This window comes from Streptomyces sp. McG3, assembly GCF_018619185.1.
In the GTDB taxonomy this organism is placed as follows: domain Bacteria; phylum Actinomycetota; class Actinomycetes; order Streptomycetales; family Streptomycetaceae; genus Streptomyces.
This window is the reverse complement of record NZ_JAAXYC010000125.1, coordinates 1-22,104: the sequence shown is the minus strand read 5'-3', so window position 1 is coordinate 22,104 and position 22,104 is coordinate 1. Positions and strand designations below refer to the sequence as shown.

The window sequence follows — 22,104 nt, the reverse complement described above, 5'->3', positions numbered from 1 at the left end:
CTCCTGGGGCGGGAGACGGGGATGCCCGGGCCCGGTCGGCGGCTCGCCGCTGTGGAGGGGCCGGGGCAGTGCCCCGACCGTAGAGGAGTGTGACCTGCGTCGCATAGATGCCTACCGGCCAGTAAAGCGCTGGGCCCGCGCCCTGTGCGTTGACATGGGCATGCCGCATTGTTCTACTGAGTGGCGGATCAATTGGCCAGTACGGGAGGAGGATATTCATGCAGGCAGTTGAGGAAAAGGTCCAGGGCGGAACGGACCGGAACGCCGATGATGTATTCGATCTGGTGATCGGCGATCTGGAACAAGAAATTCCGCCGCTCGCTTCACCGACGAACTCGGGCAGCGGCACCGCCTGTGGTTCGTGCGCGAGCATCTACTGCTGTTGACGCGCGCCGGGTGGTGTCGCCACGCCGGCGCCACCCGGGTGCGCCGCACATCCCCTCCCCGTGACGAACCGAAGGGCCGCCGTGCCGGATTCACCCATGGACGTCGAGCCCCTCTGGGAGATGGGCGACCCCGGCCGGGAACCCGGTGGAAACCCCGGCGGAGATCGGGGCGGCGGCACCGGGCAGGGGTCCGCGCCGAGGCCCGGCCGGGGTGCCGAACGGGATGGATCACCCCAACTCTCCCCGGTCGCGCGACGGGTGATCGACGCCGTCCGGAAGGGCGAGGCCGGCGGACTGTTCCCGCCCGTCGTCACGGCGGGCCCCGAAGGGACGGTCGCGATCGCCCGGCTGCTCGGCGGCGAGGCGGACGCACGGATGATCGAACACGCGCTCCGCGACCGGAGGTTCGCTCCGCTGCTGGACCTGTGCGACCGGCTGGACGCCTGGTGCGTATTCTCCGGACCACGCTATTCGTCCGTGGTTTCCGCCGGAATACTGGATATCACCAACGCCGATATCTTTGGTCCCGTGGTATCCGAGGCATTCGTGGCCTGCGCTGCCGGAAGACCGCACTACGCCCGTGACCGGGTGGCCGAGTGGGCGGTGCGCTACGAGGAATTCCTGACGCTGTTCCTCGACCGATTACTCCGGGACATGAGCGCCTGCTGGCCCGATGAACCCGCTTTCCGGGGGCCGGTCGTCGGACTGTGGGCCCACGGCGAGGAGACCCACAACGGGCGCCAGCGCGTCCTGCGCCTCGACTGCGCCGGCGGCGGCCGGGTCGCCTACAAACCGCGGCCGGCCTCCGGCGAGCTGCTGTTCACCGCGTCCGCCGCTGCTACCGGATCCACCGGATCCGCCTCGCCCGCCTCGCTGTTCGATCTGCTCAACCGCGCGCCCACGGCTTCCGGCGAGGTCCGGCTGCCCGTGCTGTCCTGCTGGCCCGGAGCCGAGCCCGGCTACCTGTGGCAGGAGTGGATCGAACCGCCCGCGCAGTGGGGACCGATCCGGACCTCCGGGCCGTGGGAGCTGACGGGAACCCGGCTCACCCCGGGGGAGTCGGTGCGGTTCTGGCACCGCACCGGCGAGCTGACCGCCGCGATGTTCGCCTTCGGGATCACCGACATGATCGGCGGCAACGTGGTCACCGGGAGCAGGCCCGGCGACCCCGAGCCCCTGCTCTACCCGATCGACCTGGAGATCTTCTTCTGCCGGGTCCCGCGCCTCTACGACACGGGCCTCCTGCACGACGCGACCGCCGAGATCGACCAGCACCACGTCGGCCTGGAGCGCACCGCCCGCTGGTGCGACGCCGAGGGCCCGCCGGTGTGCTGGACCGAGCGGCCGACCGGGGAGTTGCGCCTCCACCGCCGCCGCGTCTCCCTCACCCGGGAAGAGACCAGGAACGTCGTCGCCGACACCGACGGGCGGACCGGTTACGGGCCCTACCTCCCGGCCATGCTGCGCGGCATGTTCGACGCCTGGACCCTGATGTGCCGACAACGTCCCGCCATCGCCGAGTTCCTGTCGACCGCCACCGCCGGCCACCACGTACGCGTCCTGCGGCAGCCCACGTTCCGGTACTTCGACGCGCTCGTGCCGCGCTGGCTGTCCGGCGGCGGCGCGGCGCCCCACCCCACCGAACCCGACGTCCACTTCGACCGTGCCGAACGCGACCAGCTGCGACGCCTGGACGTGCCCTACTTCGTCCGCTCCCTGGCGGGCGGGCCGGTACTGAGCGTCGAACCGCCGCCCGTGCCGTTCGGGACGGCCCGGGTCGCCGCCCGGCCCGAACCCGAGGGCGGCTGGCCCCCACTGCGGGAGCTGCTGGAGGGCGAGAACCTCACCCTCGCCGGTCTCGGAGTGGCCCTCCGCGACGCCGTGGAGCACGTGTTCGACGATGTGACGGACCACGTCGTCACGGATGCCCCGCTGGGCGTCCGACTCCACCTCCAGAGCCCCGCCGAGGGCCGGGTCGCCTTCGACTGGCCGGAGGCCGGCCGACGGGTCACCTACCTCTGGGACCGGCAGAAGGTACGGCTGCGCATCGACCCGATCGACGCGCCAGAAGCCCCGGTCGAGCCCGCGCCCGCCGGGGAGATCCGGCGCAGGCTGCTGCGGCTCGACCGGCTCGACGGCGCCGTCCGGACGCCGTGGGCCGACGGCGGCATGAGCGACACCACCGCCGAGCGCCGCCTGCGGGAGCTGACCGACACCGGCATCACCTGGCTCAGCACGGTCGTGGCCGACCACGGCTGGCCCGGGCACGCCCTGGTCGGCGCGGAAGCGGCCGCCGCCGCGAGCCGCCTCGTCCAGCACGCCCGGGAGCACCTGGACTTCCGCCGCCACTGCCTGGAGCTGATGCGGGAAGCCGCGGAGCGCGGTGATCTGCCGTGGCGGGAAATCGCCTATCTGACCGACGAGTTGCGGGTGACCGACGGGCTCCCGCAGGTGTACGGAACGAAGTTCGAGCCCGTCGGCGGAGTGCTGGTCCCCTGGCCGGTCGAGGACCCGGAAGACGTGGACCACCGCCGGGCCGCTCTCGGTATGGAACCGCTCGCCGACCACACGGACCGGATCCGGCGGCGGTTCCCCCTGACCGGAAGGGAAGCATCATGAGCACGCTGGCCCCCGAGGCGCGGCGAACGCCGGACGGCGTCGACTGGGAGCTGTTCGGGAAGCACCACTGGGACCGGCGGTCCGTCCGGCTGCGCGCCCGACCGCCGTTCGGCCTCGACGAGGTCCACCCCCTGAACGTCGCCTCCTGCGCACCGTTCCGCGCGGGCACCCGCTTCTGGGTGATGCCCGACGTCCGGTTCCTCCTCGGCGACGGCTGGCTGCGCGCCCCCGGAACCCTGCTTCCGCACTCCACGGACCCGACCCTGGACGACTACCTCGACCGGCTCGACGCCGAGGTCCCCGGACAGGGCTACCTGCTGACCGTGCGACAGCCGCTCCTCCTGGACCACACCCTGTGGTCCGCCGTACGGGACACGGTCAGCGGGCTCTGGCGACACGTCGGCTGGCCCAACCTCCCCCTCACCGCCGAGGTGCTCACCGGCGACCGGTTCACCCAGCACGCCGGCGCGGCCGAGGCCCCGACGCACGCGGCGCTGACCTGGGTGCTGCGCGGGCGCATGGACGTGACGCTCTGGGACGAGCGCGGCGGGCCCCCACCGGCGGACATCGCCGACCCGGACCGGGACGTGCCCGGTGCGCGCACCCTCGGCGCCGGGGCAGGGGAGCTGCTGTACTGGCCCGGCGACCAGCGGCACGTGGACACCTACCGCGAACGGTGCGTCGCCCTGCGCCTGCGGATCCCGGTCGACCGGGGGCTGCCGTTCACCGCGCTGCGCGACCTGCTCGCCGACCTGGTGCACGCGGGCCGGGACAACGACGAGACCGTGCCCTACTTCCCGTTCGGCCCCGGAACCCAGATCGACGACCGGGACGGTGTGCTGCCCCGCCTGACCGCGCTCGGCGACGAACTGCGCGGAGCCGTCGACGGCGAACGGCTGCGCAGGACACTGCGGATCCGCTGGGCCGCGCTGCGCTCGGCCGCCGGGCTCGAACCGATTCCGGTGCCCCGCGACGGCGTCACCATCACCCGGGACACCCGCTTCCGCCGCACCGGCGAGATCGTCCGGATGGCCGACGGGCCCGCGCACGAGGTCTGGGCGGTCCACGGGAACGTCTTCACCCTGCCGAGGGCCGCGAGCGACCGCGTGTACGCCGCCCTCGGCGACGGCGGGGAGACCGGCGCCGGCGACGTCTGCCGCGCCCTCGCCGCGGGCGACGACGACAGGAACGATCCGACGGTGCTCGCGCTGCTCGACAAGCTGTACCGGCTGCGCGGCATCGACCTGGTCGGGGAGGCACGATGACGCTGACCGTCGAGAAGTCCTTCGACTGGGACACCTTCGCCGACCGCTACTGGGACCGGGCGCCCGTCCTGTACAAAGGCCTCGACACCGCGCCGTTCGATGAGCGGGAGGTGTTCCGGGCCGCCGTGCTCGGCAGCCGTCCGCCCCACCCGCTCGCCGTGCCGGGCAACCTCCAGTTCCTCGTGCGGCGGCGGCAGCAGACCCGGCCCCACGACTATCTGCCCCAGTCGCGCGACGGCTCGCTCGACGGCTACGAGCAGCGCATGGCCGACCGGCTGGACGGGCAGCGCTACGCCCTCGTCGTCCACCGCTTCCACTCCTTCTCCCATCCGCTGTGGGACCGCGCGCAGCGGTTCTACTCCGGGCTGTGGGAGCGGGTCGGCCAGCCCACGCACACCGCCGGTTCCACGATGTTCCACGGCTCCTACGAGCACAGCCCGGTCGGCGTGCACCAGGACCGCTTCGCCACCTTCATGTTCTGCGTACGCGGCACCAAGCGGATGCGGTTCTGGGCCGAGCGGCCGTGGTCGGACCCGGTGCACACGGTGCTGGACTACCAGCCCTACCTGGCGTCCTCGTTCGTCGCCGAGGTCGAACCGGGAGACCTGCTGTACTGGCCCGCGCGCTACCACCACGTGGGGGAGAGCGCCTCGGACGCCCCGGCGACCAGCGTCAACGTGGGCATTCCACGCCGCGAGCACCGGCCGTACTACGAGATCAAGGACCTGTTCCGGGGCACCCGGCCGAAGACCTCCGCCCCGCTGTTCACCCCGGACGCCGGTCCGGGCGGCCGGCTGGCCGGGGAACTGCCCAGGGCCCTGGCCGACGCCGTGGACGCCTTCGCGGAACACCTGGACGAGGAGCGGTTCGCCGCCCGGGCCACCGCGCTCGCGCTGCGCGTCAGGACGGCGGGCGGCTTCTGGCCGACCGAGCCGCCCGCCGCGCCGCGCCCCCTGGACGACGACACCCCCGTACGCGGCTGCGCCCCGCTGCTGCCCGCCCCCGGAGAGAGCCCGCACGGCTGGGCCGCCAACGGCCATGTCACCTCCGTCGAGACCGGCGCCGAAGCCCTCGCGGTGCTGCGCCGGCTGGACGCCGGTGAGACGGTCCGGGTCGGTGAACTGCCCGAGGCCCGGCGCGCGGAGGTCCGCCGTCTGCTGCAGGAACTGGAGAGCTTCCGTGCCGTCACCCGCGTCGACACCCACTGACCGAACACCCACTGACCGAACACCGCATGAGGGAACATCCACCGATGGGACGCCCGTGCCCGCCCTCCGGCAGGCCGCCGCCCGGGTCGTCGCGGAGATCGCGGACCGGCTGGCCGCCCCGGAGCGCGTGGCCCGGATCGCGGGCGTGCCGGACAACCTGATGCACTACCCGGGCGACCCCCAACCGGTGTGGGACCCACTGCTGCTCTCCGACGGCCACCCCGGAGTCGCCCTGCTCCACGCCGAGTTGGCGGCCGAGGACCCCGAAGCGCGCGAGCGGGCCCACGCGCACCTCTCCGCCGCGCTCGCCGCCGGGATCCGGCTGCGCCCCCAGTCGCTGTTCGGCGGCATGGTGGCCCTCGCGTACGCCGGCCACACGGCGGCCGTCGGCTCCGGCGGCTACACCACGATGCTCGCCGGACTGGACCGGCACATCGTCGGCCAGGCCCGCACCCGTGCACGGGCCGACCTGGAGCGGGCCGGCGCCGGGGAGCCGGCCGGAGCGTGGAGCCGCTACGACGTCCTCGGCGGCACCGCCGGGATCGGCCGCTATCTGCTGGCCCGTCACCAGGAGGCGGAAGGGCGGGAGGAACGCGAGGCGGCGGGCGTCGCGCTGACCGAGGTGCTCACCTCCCTCGTGGCCGTCGCGACCGCCGACGACATCACCCGGCACGGCTCCCGGCTGCCCTCCTGGTGGATCACCGAAGGCCTCGGCCACGGGCTCGCCGAACACGTCAACCTCGGCCTCGCCCACGGTGTCCCGGGGCCGCTCGCGCTCCTCTCCGTCGCCTGGCGGGCAGGGTTCCGGGTGGACCGGCAGGACGAGGCCGTCGAGCGGATCATGGAGCTGTTGACCCGCCTGCGCACCACCGACGGAGCGGGCCCACGCTGGCCGCACCTGATGACCCGCGAGCGCATCGAGAACGGAGCGGCGCCGGAACGCGGACGGGACTCCTGGTGCTACGGCGCTCTCGGCGCGGCCCGGGCCGTCCATCTCGCCGGTACCGCGCTGGACCGGCCGGACTGGCACGCCGACGCGCACGCCGCACTGCGCGGCGCCCTGACGGTGGCCGACGAGGACCTGGTCCGCGACTCCGCGCTCTGCCACGGCTGGGCCGGCCACCTCCAGATCGTGCTGCGCACCGCCCACGACACCGCCGACCCGGACCTCCACGCCACCGCCGACGGGCTGGCGGCGCGGGTGCTGGACGGGTTCGACCCCGAGGCCCCGTTCGGCTACCGCTACTCCCACACGCTCGCGGCGCGCGAACTCGACCGCCCCGGCTTCCTGGAGGGCGCCGCGGGCATCGCCCTCGCCCTGCACACGTACGCCACCGGGAACGTGCCGACCACGTCCTGGGACAGTGCCCTGCTGCTGAGCTGACCCCTGCGGCCCGAGCGGGAACAGGTGACGACGGTGCGATAGTGGGGGCGCGTCGGCAAGGGGCCGACCGGAGGGGGCGCCGTGTACTACGAACTCGCCGATCGGCTGGTCATCGGGATCGCGTCCAGCGCGCTCTTCGACCTGACGGAGTCGGACGCCGTCTTCCGGGAACAGGGCGAGGAGAGCTACCGGGCCTACCAGGAGCAGCACGTCGGCGACCCGCTCCGCCCCGGGAGCGCGTTCCCCTTCATCCGGCGCCTGCTGTCGCTGAACGACCTGGGCGAGGTGGACGACCCGTTGGTCGAGGTCATCGTCCTGTCCCGGAACGACCCCGACACCGGCCTGCGGGTCATGCGCTCCATAGAGAGCCACGGCCTGCCCATCAGCAGGGCCATCTTCATGCAGGGCCGCTCGCCCCACCGGTTCATGCCCGCCCTCAACATGTCCCTGTTCCTGTCGGGACACGAGACGGACGTCCGGGAGGCCGTCGCCGCCGGGCTGCCCGCCGGGCACGTCCTGGGAGCCCCCTACGAGGACGACGCCGACGACCACGACCTGCGGATCTCCTTCGACTTCGACGGGGTCCTGGCCACGGACGCGTCGGAGCAGGTGTTCCAGGAGGGCGGGATAGAGAAGTTCCGCGCCCACGAGGTCACCAACGCCGGGATTCCGCACGACGCCGGGCCGCTGAGGGACTTCCTGGCGAACGTGAACCGGATCCAGCAGCGGGAGGAGCAGGAGCGCCGGAAGAACCCCGACTACCGGATCCGCCTGCACGTCTCCATCGTCACCGCGCGCAACGCTCCCGCGCACGAGCGGGCGGTGCAGAGCCTCAAGGGATGGGGCGTGACCGTCAACGACGCGTTCTTCCTCGGCGGCATCGACAAGGGCCGGATCATGAAGATCCTCAAGCCGCACATCTTCTTCGACGACCAGCAGGGCCACCTGGAGAGCACCTCGCGGACCACCCCGAGCGTCCACGTGCCGTTCGGGAAGCTCAACGAGCCGGTGGCGCCCGCGGCCCCGGACGCCTGAAGCCACGCGTCGTTCCGCGAGGTCACCTCACTCATGCGCCGATGGTCACCGAAAGGGCACCCGGAGTGACAGGCTGATGGGCTGTCGGAGCCCGCGGCACGCTCCGCGCAGCGGCAGGTGGGTCGGGCGGGAGAACGGGACGGCCCGCCCCCGCTGCGTGCCGCCGGGCGGCGGGGTACGGTCACCATCAGGGCCCCGGCCAGCGGGAATTCGGTCAACGGCCTTGTACGGACAGTGAGTAGAGGAGAGACATGAGCGTCGACAACGACGATTTCCGCCGCCGGATCCGGTCCGACATTCCCCACTCGGCGCGCGTGTGGAACGCCTGGCTGGGCGGCAAGGACCACTACCCGGTGGACCGGGAGCTGGCCGACGTGGTGAGCGCGGCCTACCCGCAGATGGTCGACATCGCCCGTGCCTCACGCGCCTTCCAGATCCGGGCGATCCACCACCTCGCCTCGGCGGGGGTGCGCCAGTTCCTGGACGTCGGGACCGGGCTTCCGGTGGCGAACAGCACGCACGAGGTGGCGCAGAGCATCGCACCCGAGTCGCGGATCGTCTACGTGGACAACGACCCGATCGTCCTGGCCCACGCCGAGGCGCTCCTGACCAGCGCCCCGCAGGGCCGCACGGCCTACGTGGACGCCGATCTGTCCGACGCGGACGCGGTGGTGGACGAGGCGGCCAAGACGCTCGACCTCTCCGAGCCCGTCGCCGTTCTCCTGCTCTCGACCCTGGGGCACCTCGTTCCGGCCGAGGGCATCGAGGTCGTCCAGCGGTACCTGGCCCGGATGCCGGCGGGCAGCTACCTGGTGCTCTGCGACACGGTGACGACCCCTCAGACGCTGGCCGCCCAGGAGGCGTACGCGTCGGGCGACAACCCGCCCTACCTCGTCCGGAAGCCGGAGGAGATCACCGACTGTGCCGAGGGCCTGGAGCTGGTCGAGCCAGGATTCGTCTCGATCGACCGCTGGCGGCCCGAGGAGGACGACGCGGTGCCGGTCGACCAGTGGGGGCTCGTCGCCCGCAAGCCGTAACGACTGGACGTCTCGGACGCCAGGCGCTTCACGTGAAGCGCCCGGCGTCCTGCCGCTGTCCGGGGCCGCTGCCCCGAGTCCCGGCTACCGGCGGATCGTCACCGGCTCGATCTCCGCGTTGTTGTGCCGGCGCGCCCAGTTCTCCAGGGCGACCCGGCAGGCGTGGTCGAGGTGGCGCAGACCGGTCAGGTCCAGCTCTATGGGCTGGTCCTGCGGGAGCTTCTCCAACTGCTCCAGGATGCGCGGCAGTCGCAGGAAGGTGGCGTTCCCGGTGAGGGTCACCACGACCCGGCCGCCGGTGAGCCGACGGGTGGTGAGCTGGACGTGCGAGGTCTCCCAGGCCGACTTGACCACCGCCAGCAGCAGGCCGAGCACGACCCCCTCGAACAGGTTGGTCACGACGATCGCGATCGCGGTGATCGCCAGCAGCACGGCCTCCCCGCGGTGTTCGCGCCACAGCGGGCCGAAGTCCTTGGCGGGCACCAGCTTGCACCCGGCGTGGACGAGGATCCCGGCCAGCGCGGCCAGCGGGATGATCCCGACGGCCGCGGGCAGCAGCGCGGCGAAGAGCAGCAGCCACAGGCCGTGGGCGATCCGGGAGAGCGCGGTGGTCGCCCCGGCCTGGACGTTGGTGGCGCTGCGGACGATGACCGCGGTCATCGGCAGCGCGCCGAGCGCCCCGCAGATGGTGTTGCCGACGCCCTGGGCCACCAACTCCTTGTCGTAGTCGGTGCGGGGCCCGTCGTGCATCCGGTCGACGGCCGCCGCGCTGAACAGACTCTCCGCCGAGGCGATGAGGGCGAAGGCCAGGACGGTGCCGATGACCGCCACATCGGCGAGCCGGGCGAAATCCGCCCCGCCGGGCGGGGCGATGGCCTGTAGCAGCCCGTTCACATCGGCCACCGCCGGCCGCAGACCGGCCAGGTAGGCGACGGCGGTGGCCAGGGCGACCGCGGCGAGGGGCGCCGGGACGAGGCGTACGGTCGCCGGGAGCTTCGGCCACAGCAGCAGCACGGCGACGGTTCCGGCGCCGAGGCCGAAGGCGGTGAGGGCCTCCTGGTTCGTGATGATCTCGACGGCGAGACCGGGGAGCCCGGCCAGCTTGGCGAGACCGCTGCCCGGCTGTTCGGTGTCGGCCATGGCGTACACCTGGCCCAGCACGATGATCAGGCCGATGCCGCCGAGCATGCCCTGCACCACGGAGACGGAGATGGCGCGGAACCAGCGGCCGAAGCGCGCCAGGCCCAGCACCACCTGGAGCAGTCCGGCGGCCAGCACGATGGGGCCGAGCGTGCCGAGGCCGAATTCCTTGACCGCCTCGTAGACGAGCACGGTGAGTCCCGCGGCCGGTCCGCTGACCTGGAGCTTGCTGCCCGGCAGGAAGCCGACGACGAGCCCGCCGACGATGCCGGTGACCAGGCCCAGTTCGGCGGGCACTCCGGAGGCGACGGCGACGCCGACGCACAGCGGCAGCGCGACCAGGAAGACGACGAGTGACGCCAGCAGGTCACGGCGTACGACGTGGGGGTTCTTGAGTTCCTTCGCGGAAAGCACGATGGGTTTCCCTTGTGGGGTACGGTCGCGCCCGGCCGGGGGGCCGGGCGCGTGAGCGTGGGGGGAGGGAAATCCGTCAAAGGCGGGCGAACTCGGTTCCGCGCTCCGGGCGGTGGACGCTGACGGAGCCGGTGTGGACTTCGTAGTACCAGGCGTGCAGGCCGAGGGTGCCCTCGGCGAGCCGCTCGCGCACCGCGGGGTAGCCCCGCAGGGTGTTGAGCTGGGCGAGGGCGTGGGCCTGGATCGCGACGGGGAGGTCGTCGGGGTCCGCCGCCGGGTCCCTGCCGTCCGTGGAGTGCTCCAGCCAGTGGCGGACGGCGGGCATGGCGGAGAGGTCGTCGCCGCGGAACACGGCGCCCACGGCGCCGCAGTGGGAGTGCCCGCACACGATGATGTCGCGCACCTGGAGCGCGCGCAGGGCGTACTCGATGGTCGCGGCCTCGCCCGTGGGCCGGTCCTGTGCCGGATAGGGCGGAACGATGTTGCCCGCGGTGCGGAGTTCGAAGAGCTGACCCGGGCGGGCGCCGGTGATCAGTGAGGGGACGACACGCGAGTCCGAGCACGTGACGAAGAGTGCTTCGGGGGTCTGGCCGTCCGCGAGATGTTCGAAATGCTTTGCGTTCGCGGCGACGTGCTCGGTGAATGTCCGGGCGTGTTCTACGAGGGACTGCATGGTGGCCTGCCTCCTGCATCCGGTGGTGCCGGGGAGCGGTGTGGTCGGGTCATATTGACGAATGCGCTGTTCACGATCGGATGAATGTTCGGAATGGTGAGGGTGCCTCACCTTGCGGTTTGCCGGATGGCGGTCGCTGTGAAGCCCACTCCGGTCGCTCCTTGCGGATACGACTTCAGCAGAGCATAACGACCAGAACTTTGCTATCGCATTACCTTCTCGTGAAGGAACGCAAATGCGCCACCCATGTCATTCATTCGGCTTGTTCTTTGTGATAGCCAATGGGTGGGGAGTGCCGCGAGGGAGGGCGGCGCCGTCAGGTGCGGCGGCCGTGCAGGAAGAGGTGCGGCTCGGGTGCGCCGGCCGGATGGTCCGGGGTGAACAGCGCGCTGTGCTCCCACTCCACGGCGAGGCCCGCCCGTGTGATCAGGGCGGTGAACTCCTCGGCGCCGAAGCTGGAGACCCGGACCGGCTGCCCCATGAACACCGCGTCGACGCCCGCGGCGTCCACCGGCACCGTCGCGGCGACCAGCAGCCCGCCGGGCCGCAGCGACCGCGCGAGCCGCTCCAGCAGCTCGCGCTGCTCTCCCCGCTCCAGCTGCAGCAGCGAGAAGTACACGCAGACCGCGTCGAACTCGCCATCGGACAGAGGGAGATCGCGGACGTCCGTACACCGGAACTCCGCCTCCGGCACCTGCCGGGCCGCGAGCGCGGTCATCACCGGCGACACATCGACGCCCAGCACCCGGTGCCCCGCGTCCGCCAGGGTCCGTGCCGTGGGCCGGCCCGTCCCGCTGCCCACGTCCAGCACCCGGCTCCCCGGGGCAAGGTCCGCCAGCAGCCGCTCCAGCGACTCGCGGTGGGCGGCCGAAGCGGCGAAGGCCCGTTCGTACTCCGCTCCCAGCGCGTCGAACACCGCCGCGGCCGGATGTCCGCGGCCGACGTCCGCGTCCGGAAGCCCCTGGCCGCCACGGGGTTCCCCGCTGTCACCGAGTCCCTGGCGCTCACCCATCGAGGCGATCCTCCTGTGATCGGCGGCCGGCCGGGATCCGCGTACCCGGCCGCTGTGAGCGTCCCCCCGGGAGCGCCTGAGTATGCCGGTCCCGCACCCCTGAGTACGTTCCCCGATGTTCCGGTTCCCGGGCCGCGTTTCGATGGGCGCATGACCTCCGAAGCGCCGCGCCGCCCCCGTATCCAGCACGTCACCACCGCCGGCTCCGCCCTGGCCGTCACGCTGCTCCCGCTCGTGGTCGGCGCCCTGCTGGCCAAGACCATGGCGGCGGACCCGATGACGTCGGTGAACGCGCTCGTCACCAGTGGCGGCCACCGTCCGCGGGTGTCGCCCAAGGAGTGGCGCCGGTGCGGCGGCCACGCGCTGCGGCGGCTGCGGACCGCCGACCGGGCGCCCCTCGCCCGCGGGCGGCATGCGCTGACGCCGTCCGGCCGGTGAGTCCGGCCGGACGGCGTGGGGACGGGCGCCGGGTCAGCTGACCGGCTGGACCGGCCTCTTCCCCTCCGACGACGGCCGCTCGAACTGGGTGCGGTACAGCTCCGCGTACCTCCCGCCGGCCGCCAGCAGCTCGGTGTGCGTGCCGTTCTCGACGACCCGGCCCGCCTCCACCACCAGGATCCGGTCGGCCGCCCGTACGGTCGAGAGCCGGTGGGCGATCACCAGGGCGGTCCGGCCGGCCAGCGCTTCGGCCAGCGCCTCCTGGACGGCGGCCTCCGAGGTGGAGTCGAGGTGCGCGGTCGCCTCGTCGAGGATCACGACCCGCTGCCGGGCCAGCAGCAGCCGGGCGATGGTCAGGCGCTGGCGCTCCCCGCCGGAGAGCCGGTAGCCGCGCTCGCCCACCACCGTGTCGAGCCCGTCCGGCAGCGAGGCGATCAGACCGTCGAGCCGGGAGCGGCGCAGGGCGTCCCAGACATCGTCCTCGGAGGCGTCGGGCCGGGCGATCAGCAGGTTGGCGCGAACCGACTCGTGGAAGAGGTGCCCGTCCTGGGTGACCATGCCGAGCGTGTCCCGGATCGAGTCCGCGCTCAGATCGCGTACGTCGACACCGTTCAGCCGCACGGAACCGGTGTCCGTGTCGTACAGCCGGGGCAGCAGCTGCGCGATCGTCGACTTGCCCGCTCCGGAGGAGCCCACCAGGGCGATCATCTGGCCGGGTTCGGCGCGGAAGGAGACGTCGTGCAGCACCGTTGTGCCGCCCCGGTCGTCGAGCGTGGCGACCTCCTCCAGCGAGGCGAGGGAGACCTTCTCGGCGGAGGGGTAGCCGAAGGACACCTTGTCGAACTCCACCGAGACCGGGCCCTCCGGCACCCGGCGGGCGTCCGGCTTCTGCTCGATCAGCGGCTTCAGGTCCAGGATCTCGAAGACCCGCTCGAAGCTGACGAGCGCGCTCATCACCTCGACCCGGGCCCCGGCCAGCGCGGTGAGCGGCGCGTACAGCCGGGTCAGCAGCAGCGCCAGCGCCACGACGGCACCCGGCTCCAGGCTGCCGCGCAGGGCGTAGTAGCCGCCGAGCCCGTAGACCAGGGCCAGTGCCAGGGCGGAGACCAGGGTGAGGGCGGTGATGAACGCCGACTGGGCCATCGCCGTACGGATGCCGATGTCACGCACCCGGTCGGCGCGGGCGGCGAACTCGGCCGACTCGTCGGAAGGGCGCCCGAAGAGCTTGACCAGCGTCGCGCCGGGGGCGGAGAACCGCTCGGTCATCTGGGTGCCCATCGCGGCGTTGTGGTCGGCGGCCTCCCGCTGGAGCCCCGCCATCCGGGCCCCCATCCGGCGGGCCGGCACGACGAACACCGGGAGCAGCACCAGCGAGAGCAGCGTGATCTGCCAGGAGATCGTGAGCATCACGGCGAGCGTCAGCATCAGGGTGACGACGTTGGAGACGACGCCGGAGAGCGTATTGCTGAACGCCCGTTGCGCGCCGATCACATCGTTGTTGAGCCGGCTGACCAGGGCGCCGGTCCGGGTCCGGGTGAAGAAGGCGACCGGCATCTTCTGCACATGGTCGAAGACGGCGGTGCGCAGGTCCAGGATCAGGCTCTCGCCCAGGGTCGACGACAGCCAGCGGGTGAGCAGGCCGAGACCGGCCTCGGCGACGGCGATGAGCGCGATGAGCAGGGCGAACCGGGTGACGGTCCCGGTTTCCGCACCGTTCACGATCGCGTCGACGACTTTCCCGGCCAGCAGCGGAGTGGCCACCGCGAGCAGCGCCGTCAGGACGCTCAGCACCAGGAAACGGTAGATTCGCCGCCGATGGGGCCGGGCGAAGACCATGATGCGGCGCAACGCCGTCCGGGAGAAGGGCCGGCGGTCCTGCTGGGCGTTCATCGCACTGTGCAGCGAATGCCACGCGGTGACTTCCATGTCCATGGGGCGCTCCGAAGTCTGACGGCCCCCGGTTTCCCCCGACGGCCTGCGGATCCCGTGGGCCGTGCGGCCCCGGGTTCACTCGGAACGCTAAGACCTCACGTTTGGTTGAGGTCAAGTGGGACGGAGCGGAGACGTCGGAGCGCGCCCGGTCGGGGCGATCGCGCGGCCGGTCGGAGCGGTCATGCGGGGCTGGCATGATCAGGGGATGAACGAGTGCATGATCGCCGCGTGTGACGGGGCGTCGAAGGGAAATCCGGGTCCGGCCGCCTGGGCGTGGGTCGTCGCCGACGCGCAGGGGAATCCCGTGCGCTGGGAGGCCGGTCCGCTCGGCACCGCGACCAACAACGTCGCCGAGCTCACGGCGCTGGCGGAGCTGCTGGAGTCCACCGGCCCGGCGGCGCGCGTCGAGGTGCGGATGGACTCGCAGTACGCCATGAACGCCGTGACGAAGTGGCTTCCGGGGTGGAAGCGCAACGGCTGGAAGACCTCCGGTGGCAAGCCCGTCGCCAACCGTGAGCTGGTCACCCGCATCGACGCCCTGCTCGCCGACCGCTCGGTGACGTTCCGCTATGTGCCCGCTCACCAGGTGAACGGCGACCCGCTCAACGCGATCGCCGACCAGGCGGCCAGCGAGGCGGCTGTGGCCCAGAGCCCGGCCGGTACGGCGCACGGAGCCACGGCTCTGCCGGTCCCCGCGCCCGCGCGGTCCACGAAGGGGCGATCGGAGGCGTCCGGGGCGTCGGGCGGCGCGAAGGGGCGGAGTGCGGCGGGCGCGTCCCGGGGCGGGCGGTCCACCGGCACGATCGCGGCGCGCTTCGCGGGCCGGTGCCACTGCGGAAAGCCGTACGCGGCCAAGGAGCCGATCGCGAAGAACCCGAACGGCTGGGGCCACCCGGAGTGCCGCACCGCTCCCGCCTGATCACGCGGGGGCGTCGGGAGGAGAAGCCCGGAGGGCGGTCCGTCCGGTCGCGCAGGCGTCGTGGAGATGCGGCGGGTGCGTTGTGGGGAGGCTCAGACGTCGGCCCAGACGAGGCGGCCCGCCAGCGCGGCGCGGGTGCCCCAGCGGGCCGCCAGCGCGTCGACGAGCAGGAGGCCCCGGCCGTCCTCCGCCAGATGGTCGAGCATGTCGTCGTCCGCGTGGCCGCCCCTCGCCGGGGGACCGGTGACGGGAAGGCCCGCCGAGTCGCCCGGGGAAGCCGGTGCCGGGATCCGGGCCCGGCCGCGGTTCCACACGCAGATGCGCACGCCGTCCGCGGAGCGCAGGAGCCGGCAGCGGATCCGCCGGGTGCTGGTGTGCTGCACGGCGTTGGTGACCAGCTCGGTCACTATCAGTGCCGCCGCCTCGATCCGTTCGGCCGGTTCGCCCCAGGCCCGCATGGCCTCCTGGACCCGGTGCCGGGCCTCCGGAACACCCCCGGGCAATCGGGGAACCCACCAGCTGTGTGCACCTCGGCTACCTCCGGCACCTCGGACACCTCCGTCATCGGGAGCACGCTCCGCGCAACTGACTATTTCCGACATGTATGCACTCTCGACGCAAAACGCATACTTTGCAAGCGACAGAGTGTGTAATGCTCCGCCCCGGGGCTCGACGAGAGAGGTTCTGCGCATGCGAGCCCGTTCAGGTCCCACCGTGGAGCACCGCGTTCTCGCGGTCCGCCTCCGTATGCTGCGGGAACGCGCGGGAATCAGCCTTCGGGCCGCGGCCGACGCGCTGGACGCCCACCCCGCCACCGTCCGGCGCATCGAACGCGCCGAGACCGGACTCGACGCCCGGCAGGTCGGCGAACTGCTCCGCTGCTACGGCGTTCCGCCCGCCGTGGCCGAGCCCATCATGGCCGGTCTCGGAGCCGCGAACCTGCCCGGCTGGTGGCACCGGTGGCGGGACGCGATGGACGGCTGGCAGCAGGACGTCATCGGAGTGGAGTCCTCGGCGAGCCTCGTACGGACCTGGCACCCGGCGCTGGTGCCCGAACTGCTGCGCACCCCCGCGTACGCCGCCGCGCTCTACCGTACGCAGTACCCCGAGGACACCCCCGCACGCCGGGAGCGCCGTGTCGAGCTGCTGCGGGAGCGCCGCCGCCGCATGTGCGAGCGCGGGGCCGCCCTGTGGGCCCTGTTCCCGGCCGCGGCCCTCCATACGCGGGTCGGTGACCGGGAGGCCATGGACGGGCAGCGGGCCGCACTGGCCGAGGCGATGAAGGAGCAGCACGTCACCGTCCAGGTGGTGCCCATGGACCACCCGCCGCACCCCCTGACCGGCGTGCCGCCCCTGCACATCCTCCGGGTGCCCGCTCCCGAGATCGGGGACCAGGCGGTGCTGGAGACCCCGGGTGTCCGGGTCGACGTCATCGACGACCCCGAGGCCGTGATGGCCCACCGCATCCGGCTGGACGCGGCGTGCGCCGCCGCACCCGGCCCCGGGACCCCGCTGCCGGAGTGACCCCGGCCCCGGGATGCGGCGGGCTCCGGCGCCGTACAGCGTGGGGGAGTGGTGCAGCCGCGCAGGGCCAGGTGGATCCCGTTGGGGGTCGTCGTGCTGGCCGTCGTGCTGGACCTGGTGACCCCGACGGACGTCACCTCCGCGCCCCTGCTGATGGCCGCCCCGGTCGCCGCGGCCCCGCTCCTGAGCCTGCGCGGCATCATCGCGACCGGCGCCCTCGCGATGGCCGTCCACGCGGGCCTCGCCTGGTACGACGGCACCTTCGGCTGGCAGCGGGGCGTCGCCAACCAGCTCACCCTTCTGGCCGTAACCGTGCTGGCCGTCTTCATCAACCGCACCCTGGAGGGCCGGGACGCCCGGACCCGCCGCGCGCGCCACATCGCCGCCGTGGCCCAGAGCGCCGTCCTGCCCAGGCCCCCCTCACGCCTCGGCGAGCTCAGGATCGCCGCCCGGTACGTGCCCGCCGAGAACGAGGCCATGATCGGCGGTGACCTCTACGTCGTCCAGGACACCCCGCACGGGGTGCGCGTGATGGTCGGGGACGTCCGCGGGAAGGGCCTGGGCGCGGTCAGCGCGGTCTGCGCGGACCTGGGGGCCTTCCGGTACGCGGCGGACGAGGCGGAGGACCTGCCCGGCCTCGTGACCGCGCTGGAGCGGGCCCTCCTGCGCGAGGGCGGCCGACGCGGCGGCCAGGAGCAGGACGAGGGGTTCACCACCGCGCTGATCGCCGAGTTCGCCGAAGACCTCGACGCCGTACGCGTCGTCAACCGGGGGCATCCGCCGCCGGTGCTGCTGGACGCCGAGGGCAGGGCCACCGTGCTCGAACCCTCCGAGGAGGCGCCCCCGCTCGGCATGAGCGCCCTGGGGACCTGGTCGTGCCCGGTCGACACCTTCCCGTTTCCGCCCGGCGCCACCCTCATCTGCTACACGGACGGGGTCACCGAGGCCCGCGACGAGTCCGGGGTCTTCTACGACGCGTCCGTCCGGCTGCCCTTCCTCGTCCACCACCGTGCACTCATCGGCGACCCGGCCACCCCGGCGCAGATCCTCCACCTCCTGATCGAGGACGTGGGGCATCACACCGGCGGCCGGATCCAGGACGATCAGGCGCTCCTCGCCCTGCACCGCCCCCGGGTCCGCCCGTCCACGTAACGGCCGCCGCGCGTCACTGCGGACCGGACGGCCCGCCCGGTACGGGTTTGAGGCGCCGAACATCGGTCACCCGCACAGCAGACACGTACGGCGAGCGACGTACGACATATCGACATCGGGAGTGAGCGGAGTTGAGCAGCATCGAGAACTGGCGCCTGCACGCCGCCTGCCGCGAGGAGGACCCGGACCTGTTCTTCCCCATCGGGAGCACGGGACCCGCCGTCGTCCAGACCGAGGAGGCCAAGGCCGTCTGCCGGACCTGTCCGGTACAGGCCGCTTGCCTGGAGTGGGCCCTGGAGAACCGTCAGGACTCCGGCATCTGGGGCGGCCTCTCCGAGAACGAGCGGCGCGCCCTGAAGCGCCGCAGCCGCAGGCGGGCGGAGGCCCGGGGGCGCGGTACGGCCTGACCCGCACAGCGGCGCCCCGAACGGTGACACCACCGCCACGGGTTCGTCGTACGGGCAGGAGTGGGTACACGATGAGCCATGGACACCACCACCGTTTGGCTCGTTCTCGGCGCCGTTGCCGTGCTGATCATGCTGGCCTCGGCCGCCGTGCTTCTGGTGCGCGTCTTCAAGGCCAGGAAGCTGCTGGTCGACGCCGGGATCCCGCTGCGCAGCAAGGCGCTCGTCTGGGCGGCCGTCATCTACACCGTGTCACCGGTCGACCTGCTGCCCGACCCCGTCTATCTGGACGACATCGGCTTCCTGCTGGTCGCCCTGCGCTCCCTCCACTCGGCGGCGTCGGCCGCCGGAGTGCGCACGGGTGCACGGGGGAAGAACACTCCACCGGAGAGCCGCCCCGACGCCGTGGGCCGGGGCCGCGAAACCGAGCCGCGCCCCGCGGACCCCGGCCTCCTCAGCTGAACGCGGGAGCCCCCTGCGAGGCCGTCCCCGGTGCGGGGTCCTGCGGGGCCGGGGAGTCGGGTCCTGGCGGCTGCGGGGCCGACTGCGAGCCGGGCGGGGTCTCGGGTGCGGGCTCGGTCGCCGGGTCGTCGGGCGGCGGCTCCGGGGTCGCCGGCTCCTCGGGCGGCGGTTCGGAGGTCGCCGGATCGTCACCGGGCCGCGACGCCGGGTCCTCCGGCGAGGACTCCGACGGAGTGGCCCCGGACGACGAGGGGCAGGGACGGTCGCCGTCGTCACCCGATCCGGGCGGACAGGGGGAGGCGGACGCGTCCTTCGGCGGGTCCGTCTTCTTGTCGCCGTCGCCCGTGTCGCCGGCCGGCCGCTCGAACCAGTCGCCGTTCTCCGGATCGACCATCACGAACTTCTCGACCGGCTTCTTCGACGGCTCCACCACGACCACGTCGGAGGCCCGGTAGCCCGGCCACGCCTTGCCCGTCTGCCGCGGGTCCTCCTGGGCGACGGGCGGCAGCAGCGGGTTCCCGCAGGCGCAGCGCGCCCGGGGCACGCCCCGGTCGTCGACGAGGACCGCCGTACCCGCCTGGAGCACCGCCTGGTAGGCGTTGGCCTCGCCGTCCCGGTAGCCGTGGTTGGTGACGCGGGTGTCCATGCGCAGCGTCACGGGGGTGAGCCCCCGCAGATAGCCGGGGACGGCGGACGGCTCGATGTCCTGGACCGAGGCGAACGCCCGGTTCTTGTCCGGAGCCGCCCGCAACACCTTGATCTGCTGCTCCACATCGCAGCTGGCGGCCTTGCGGGTGCCCCCGTACAGACCCGGGGCCGCGCCGTCCACGCCACGCGTCACCCGCTCTCCGGTCCTCGACGGGCTCGGTGCGACGGACGGGCTGGCGGTGCCGGGCTCGGGCTCGCTCTCGCGGGCCGTGGACTCCGTGAACGGGTCCGGCCCGGATTCGCCCGCCGCCTGGAGGAACACCTCGCCGCCCGCCTTCGACCCGGCGTCGTCCGGCCGGGTCAGGACGACGACCAGCACCACCGCGGCGACCACGGCCGCCGCGATCGCCGCGATCCGGGGGACCGACCGCCACCAGGGGCGGTCCGGCCCGGGGCCGGGGGCGGCGCCCGAGCCGCCGCCGGGGTCGCCGGGGCCACCGCCGGAACCCCCCGGATCGCCGCCGCCCGAGCCCCCCGGACCGTGCGGTCCGCCGTGGTCGCCGCCGCTGGGCGGGCCGGGCGGCGGGCCCGACACGGTGGGAGGAGGCGGCGTGGGGCCGGTGTCCGAGGGGCCCGAGAGCGGGCCGGAAGGCGGTCCTGTGGGGCGGCCGGATGGCGGTGGCTGGACACTCACGGGCTCTGCTCCCCGACGTAGGTACCCGCCCCGGACGTCCCTGCCCGGTCCCGTTTCCGTACCGGACACCTCAGTCGACAATCCAGGGCATTTCGCCTCATTGTCTGTCCGGTCCGGGTGGTCCCCGCAAGCGGAGGGAGAAACCGGTTCTCCGGGGAGCGGAGCCTTCGGTTGCTGCTTAGCGTGGGGGCGTGAACGTCCGGGCGAGTAACGACGAGAACAGCGCACGCTCCCCCCACGGCTGGCGCGACGCGCTCCTGGCGGTCCTCACCGGTGTGCTGGCCATGGCGGCGACCGCGGCGCTGGGCCTGTGGGCCGCCGGGGCGGCCGGCCTGCCCGGGGGCGCCTTCCCGGCCGTCGTCGCCGCGGTGGTGGTGATGGCGGCGGGCGGCTCCGTCGGGCTCTCCGGGGACGCCGGTTCCCTCGTGGGGACGCAGGCCGACCTCTCGGTCCTGCCGCTCTCGGTCACCCTCGTGGGCGCGCTCCTCGTCGCCCGGGGCTTCCTCCGTCCGCTGCGCCACCGGGCCGTTGCCGGGGGCCGCGAACTGGCCGGCTGGGCGGGGCGCGTCGCCGCCCTGTGGCTCGTCGCGCTGATCGTGCTCTCGCTGATCGCCCGGCACACCTTCACCCTCTCGGCCGAGGACCTCACGGGCAGCGGAGCCGGGGACCTCCTCGGCGAGGACCCGAAGGTCGGATTCCGGGCGGAGATCCCCCTCACCCTGGTCTTCGGGCTGCTGTGGCTGGCCGGGGTCCTCGTGCTGGCCCTGCTCGTCTCGCACCGCGCCCCGCTCCCCGCCCGGCTGCTGCGCTTCCAGGAAGCGGTGCGCCCGGCGGCGTACGCCATGGTGGTGCTGCTCCTCGCGTGCGTCGCGCTCGGCGTCGTCGCCGGACTCGTCGTGATGATCACGCGCGGGCACCCCGCCGAGACCGCCGCGGTCCTCCTCCTCGGACTGCCCAACCTGGTCTGGCTCGCGCTCACCCTCGGCCTCGGCGCGTCGTGGGAGGGCAAGGTGGACGGCCCCTTCGGACTGCCCATGCCCCAGGTGCTCGACACCGTCCTGCGCACCCCCGACCTCTCCACCCTGAACCTGAGCACCCTCGCCGAACAGGACGGGCGCGTCCGCTGGCTCGTGGTCGTCGTCGCCGTGCTGGTGCTCGCCGCGGCCTTCCTCATGGCGGCGCGGTCGCCCGCCCGGACACGGCTGTGGCAGCACGCGGTCCATATGGCGGTGGCGCTCACTCTGACCGTGCTGTTCGTCTGCCTCACCGCCCGGATCTCCGCCCACTACGGACTGTCTCTCCTGGGTCTCGGGGACCTGGGCGGCGGACTGGGCGGGGAGGTGTCGCTGCGCCCGAAGCTGTGGACGGCGCTCGGGCTCGCGGTGCTGTGGGGCCTGGTCACCGGCTTCCTCGGCGGCCTCGCGGCCTCCCGGGTGCACCGGCGCGGCGAGGTCCGGAGGGCGGAACCCGGCGCCTGATCTGCCGTCGCTCCCGCGCTCAGCCGGTGTCCGGGAACACCGGTGCGGCCCAGCGGGGCGGCGCGGGCGGCGGTTCGTGGGTGGCCGACCAGGAACCGGCCGGCGCGTCCACCCGGGTCGGCGCGTGCTCATCGGGCCGGAGGCCCGCCGCCGCGGCCCGCAGCGCGGCCACGAACCGCAGGCAGGTCTCGTAACGGTCCTCCGGGGACTTGGCGAGCGCCTTCGCCAGTACGCCGTCGACGGCGTCGGGAAGACCGGGTCGCAGCGCACTGGGCGGGGC

General features: G+C 73.2%; 20 protein-coding genes and 1 pseudogene. 14 read left to right on the top strand and 7 right to left on the bottom strand.

The genetic code is table 11. The features are described from left to right. Window positions 1-218 precede the first annotated feature (218 nt). The 7 genes from HET64_RS20685 to HET64_RS20655 all read left to right on the top strand — a co-directional run bounded on the left by HET64_RS20685 (window position 219) and on the right by HET64_RS20655 (window position 8,934). The gene (locus tag HET64_RS20685) at window positions 219-386 is read left to right on the top strand and encodes a hypothetical protein (RefSeq protein WP_003970887.1); all 168 of its coding nucleotides are present in this window, start codon (window positions 219-221) and stop codon (window positions 384-386) included. 96 nt (window positions 387-482) lie between these two features. Beyond that, entirely contained in the window at window positions 483-3,005 is a 2,523-nt protein-coding gene (locus HET64_RS20680) for a DUF4135 domain-containing protein (RefSeq protein WP_215107728.1), read from the top strand. After that, window positions 3,002-4,270 carry a hypothetical protein gene (locus tag HET64_RS20675; protein WP_215107726.1) on the top strand — a complete coding sequence of 423 codons (1,269 nt, stop codon included), beginning with the start codon at window positions 3,002-3,004 and terminating at the stop codon, window positions 4,268-4,270. The genes HET64_RS20680 and HET64_RS20675 overlap by 4 nt, the downstream gene beginning before the upstream one ends. Then, window positions 4,267-5,478, top strand: coding sequence for a cupin-like domain-containing protein (locus tag HET64_RS20670; protein WP_215107724.1), 1,212 nt, complete (start codon window positions 4,267-4,269; stop codon window positions 5,476-5,478). Before HET64_RS20675 ends, HET64_RS20670 begins: the two co-directional genes overlap by 4 nt. Window positions 5,479-5,533: 55 nt before the next feature. Further along, on the top strand, window positions 5,534-6,862 hold the full coding sequence (locus HET64_RS20665) for a lanthionine synthetase C family protein (RefSeq protein WP_215107723.1): 1,329 nt from the start codon (window positions 5,534-5,536) through the stop codon (window positions 6,860-6,862). 81 nt (window positions 6,863-6,943) lie between these two features. Continuing rightward, window positions 6,944-7,897: a 5'-nucleotidase gene (locus HET64_RS20660; protein WP_215107721.1), complete on the top strand. Its 954-nt coding sequence runs from the start codon at window positions 6,944-6,946 to the stop codon at window positions 7,895-7,897. 251 nt (window positions 7,898-8,148) lie between these two features. Then, on the top strand, window positions 8,149-8,934 hold the full coding sequence (locus HET64_RS20655; RefSeq protein WP_215107719.1) for an SAM-dependent methyltransferase: 786 nt from the start codon (window positions 8,149-8,151) through the stop codon (window positions 8,932-8,934). Window positions 8,935-9,018: 84 nt separating this feature from the next. On the opposite strand, the gene HET64_RS20650 is transcribed toward HET64_RS20655, so the two are convergent. The 3 genes from HET64_RS20650 to HET64_RS20640 form a co-directional block, all read right to left on the bottom strand. Next, window positions 9,019-10,488, bottom strand: coding sequence for a SulP family inorganic anion transporter (locus HET64_RS20650; protein ID WP_215107717.1), 1,470 nt, complete (start codon window positions 10,486-10,488; stop codon window positions 9,019-9,021). A gap of 76 nt (window positions 10,489-10,564) precedes the next feature. Continuing rightward, window positions 10,565-11,161, bottom strand: a complete 597-nt coding sequence (locus tag HET64_RS20645) for a carbonic anhydrase (protein ID WP_215107715.1) — start codon at window positions 11,159-11,161, stop codon at window positions 10,565-10,567. Between the two features lie 316 nt (window positions 11,162-11,477). Next, the gene (locus tag HET64_RS20640) at window positions 11,478-12,173 is read right to left on the bottom strand and encodes a bifunctional 2-polyprenyl-6-hydroxyphenol methylase/3-demethylubiquinol 3-O-methyltransferase UbiG (RefSeq protein ID WP_215107713.1); all 696 of its coding nucleotides are present in this window, start codon (window positions 12,171-12,173) and stop codon (window positions 11,478-11,480) included. Window positions 12,174-12,323: 150 nt separating this feature from the next. Here HET64_RS20640 and HET64_RS20635 point away from each other — a divergent pair, with 150 nt between their 5' ends. After that, window positions 12,324-12,611 (top strand): hypothetical protein, encoded by a 288-nt coding sequence (locus HET64_RS20635; RefSeq protein WP_215107711.1) that lies wholly within the window; start codon window positions 12,324-12,326, stop codon window positions 12,609-12,611. Window positions 12,612-12,644: 33 nt separating this feature from the next. On the opposite strand, the gene HET64_RS20630 is transcribed toward HET64_RS20635, so the two are convergent. Then, entirely contained in the window at window positions 12,645-14,543 is a 1,899-nt protein-coding gene (locus tag HET64_RS20630; protein ID WP_215107709.1) for an ABC transporter ATP-binding protein, read from the bottom strand. Window positions 14,544-14,748: 205 nt separating this feature from the next. On the opposite strand from HET64_RS20630, the gene HET64_RS20625 reads away from it, so the two are divergent. After that, entirely contained in the window at window positions 14,749-15,462 is a 714-nt protein-coding gene (locus HET64_RS20625) for a ribonuclease H (RefSeq protein ID WP_215107706.1), read from the top strand. A 92-nt stretch (window positions 15,463-15,554) separates the two neighbouring features. On the opposite strand, the gene HET64_RS20620 is transcribed toward HET64_RS20625, so the two are convergent. Beyond that, on the bottom strand, window positions 15,555-15,965 hold the full coding sequence (locus HET64_RS20620) for an ATP-binding protein (RefSeq protein ID WP_215107704.1): 411 nt from the start codon (window positions 15,963-15,965) through the stop codon (window positions 15,555-15,557). A gap of 187 nt (window positions 15,966-16,152) precedes the next feature. Between HET64_RS20620 and HET64_RS20615 the strand changes: the two genes are divergently transcribed. From HET64_RS20615 to HET64_RS20600, 4 genes are all read left to right on the top strand, one after another. Continuing rightward, on the top strand, window positions 16,153-16,986 hold the full coding sequence (locus tag HET64_RS20615) for a Scr1 family TA system antitoxin-like transcriptional regulator (RefSeq protein ID WP_215107702.1): 834 nt from the start codon (window positions 16,153-16,155) through the stop codon (window positions 16,984-16,986). A gap of 48 nt (window positions 16,987-17,034) precedes the next feature. Then, a complete protein-coding gene (locus tag HET64_RS20610) occupies window positions 17,035-18,138 on the top strand; it encodes a PP2C family protein-serine/threonine phosphatase (protein ID WP_215107700.1) in 1,104 nt (367 codons plus the stop codon). Between the two features lie 140 nt (window positions 18,139-18,278). Next, a complete protein-coding gene (locus HET64_RS20605; RefSeq protein WP_215107732.1) occupies window positions 18,279-18,545 on the top strand; it encodes a WhiB family transcriptional regulator in 267 nt (88 codons plus the stop codon). A 78-nt stretch (window positions 18,546-18,623) separates the two neighbouring features. Beyond that, entirely contained in the window at window positions 18,624-19,004 is a 381-nt protein-coding gene (locus HET64_RS20600) for a YkvA family protein (protein ID WP_215107698.1), read from the top strand. On the opposite strand, the gene HET64_RS20595 is transcribed toward HET64_RS20600, so the two are convergent. Further along, entirely contained in the window at window positions 18,997-20,346 is a 1,350-nt protein-coding gene (locus HET64_RS20595; RefSeq protein WP_308370245.1) for a DUF6777 domain-containing protein, read from the bottom strand. The genes HET64_RS20600 and HET64_RS20595 overlap by 8 nt on opposite strands. Before the next feature lie 191 nt (window positions 20,347-20,537). On the opposite strand from HET64_RS20595, the gene HET64_RS20590 reads away from it, so the two are divergent. Next, window positions 20,538-21,824 carry a streptophobe family protein gene (locus tag HET64_RS20590; RefSeq protein ID WP_215107696.1) on the top strand — a complete coding sequence of 429 codons (1,287 nt, stop codon included), beginning with the start codon at window positions 20,538-20,540 and terminating at the stop codon, window positions 21,822-21,824. A 19-nt stretch (window positions 21,825-21,843) separates the two neighbouring features. Here the strand turns inward: HET64_RS20590 and HET64_RS20585 are convergent. Beyond that, window positions 21,844-22,104: pseudogene (locus tag HET64_RS20585) on the bottom strand (serine/threonine protein kinase); the annotation flags it as partial.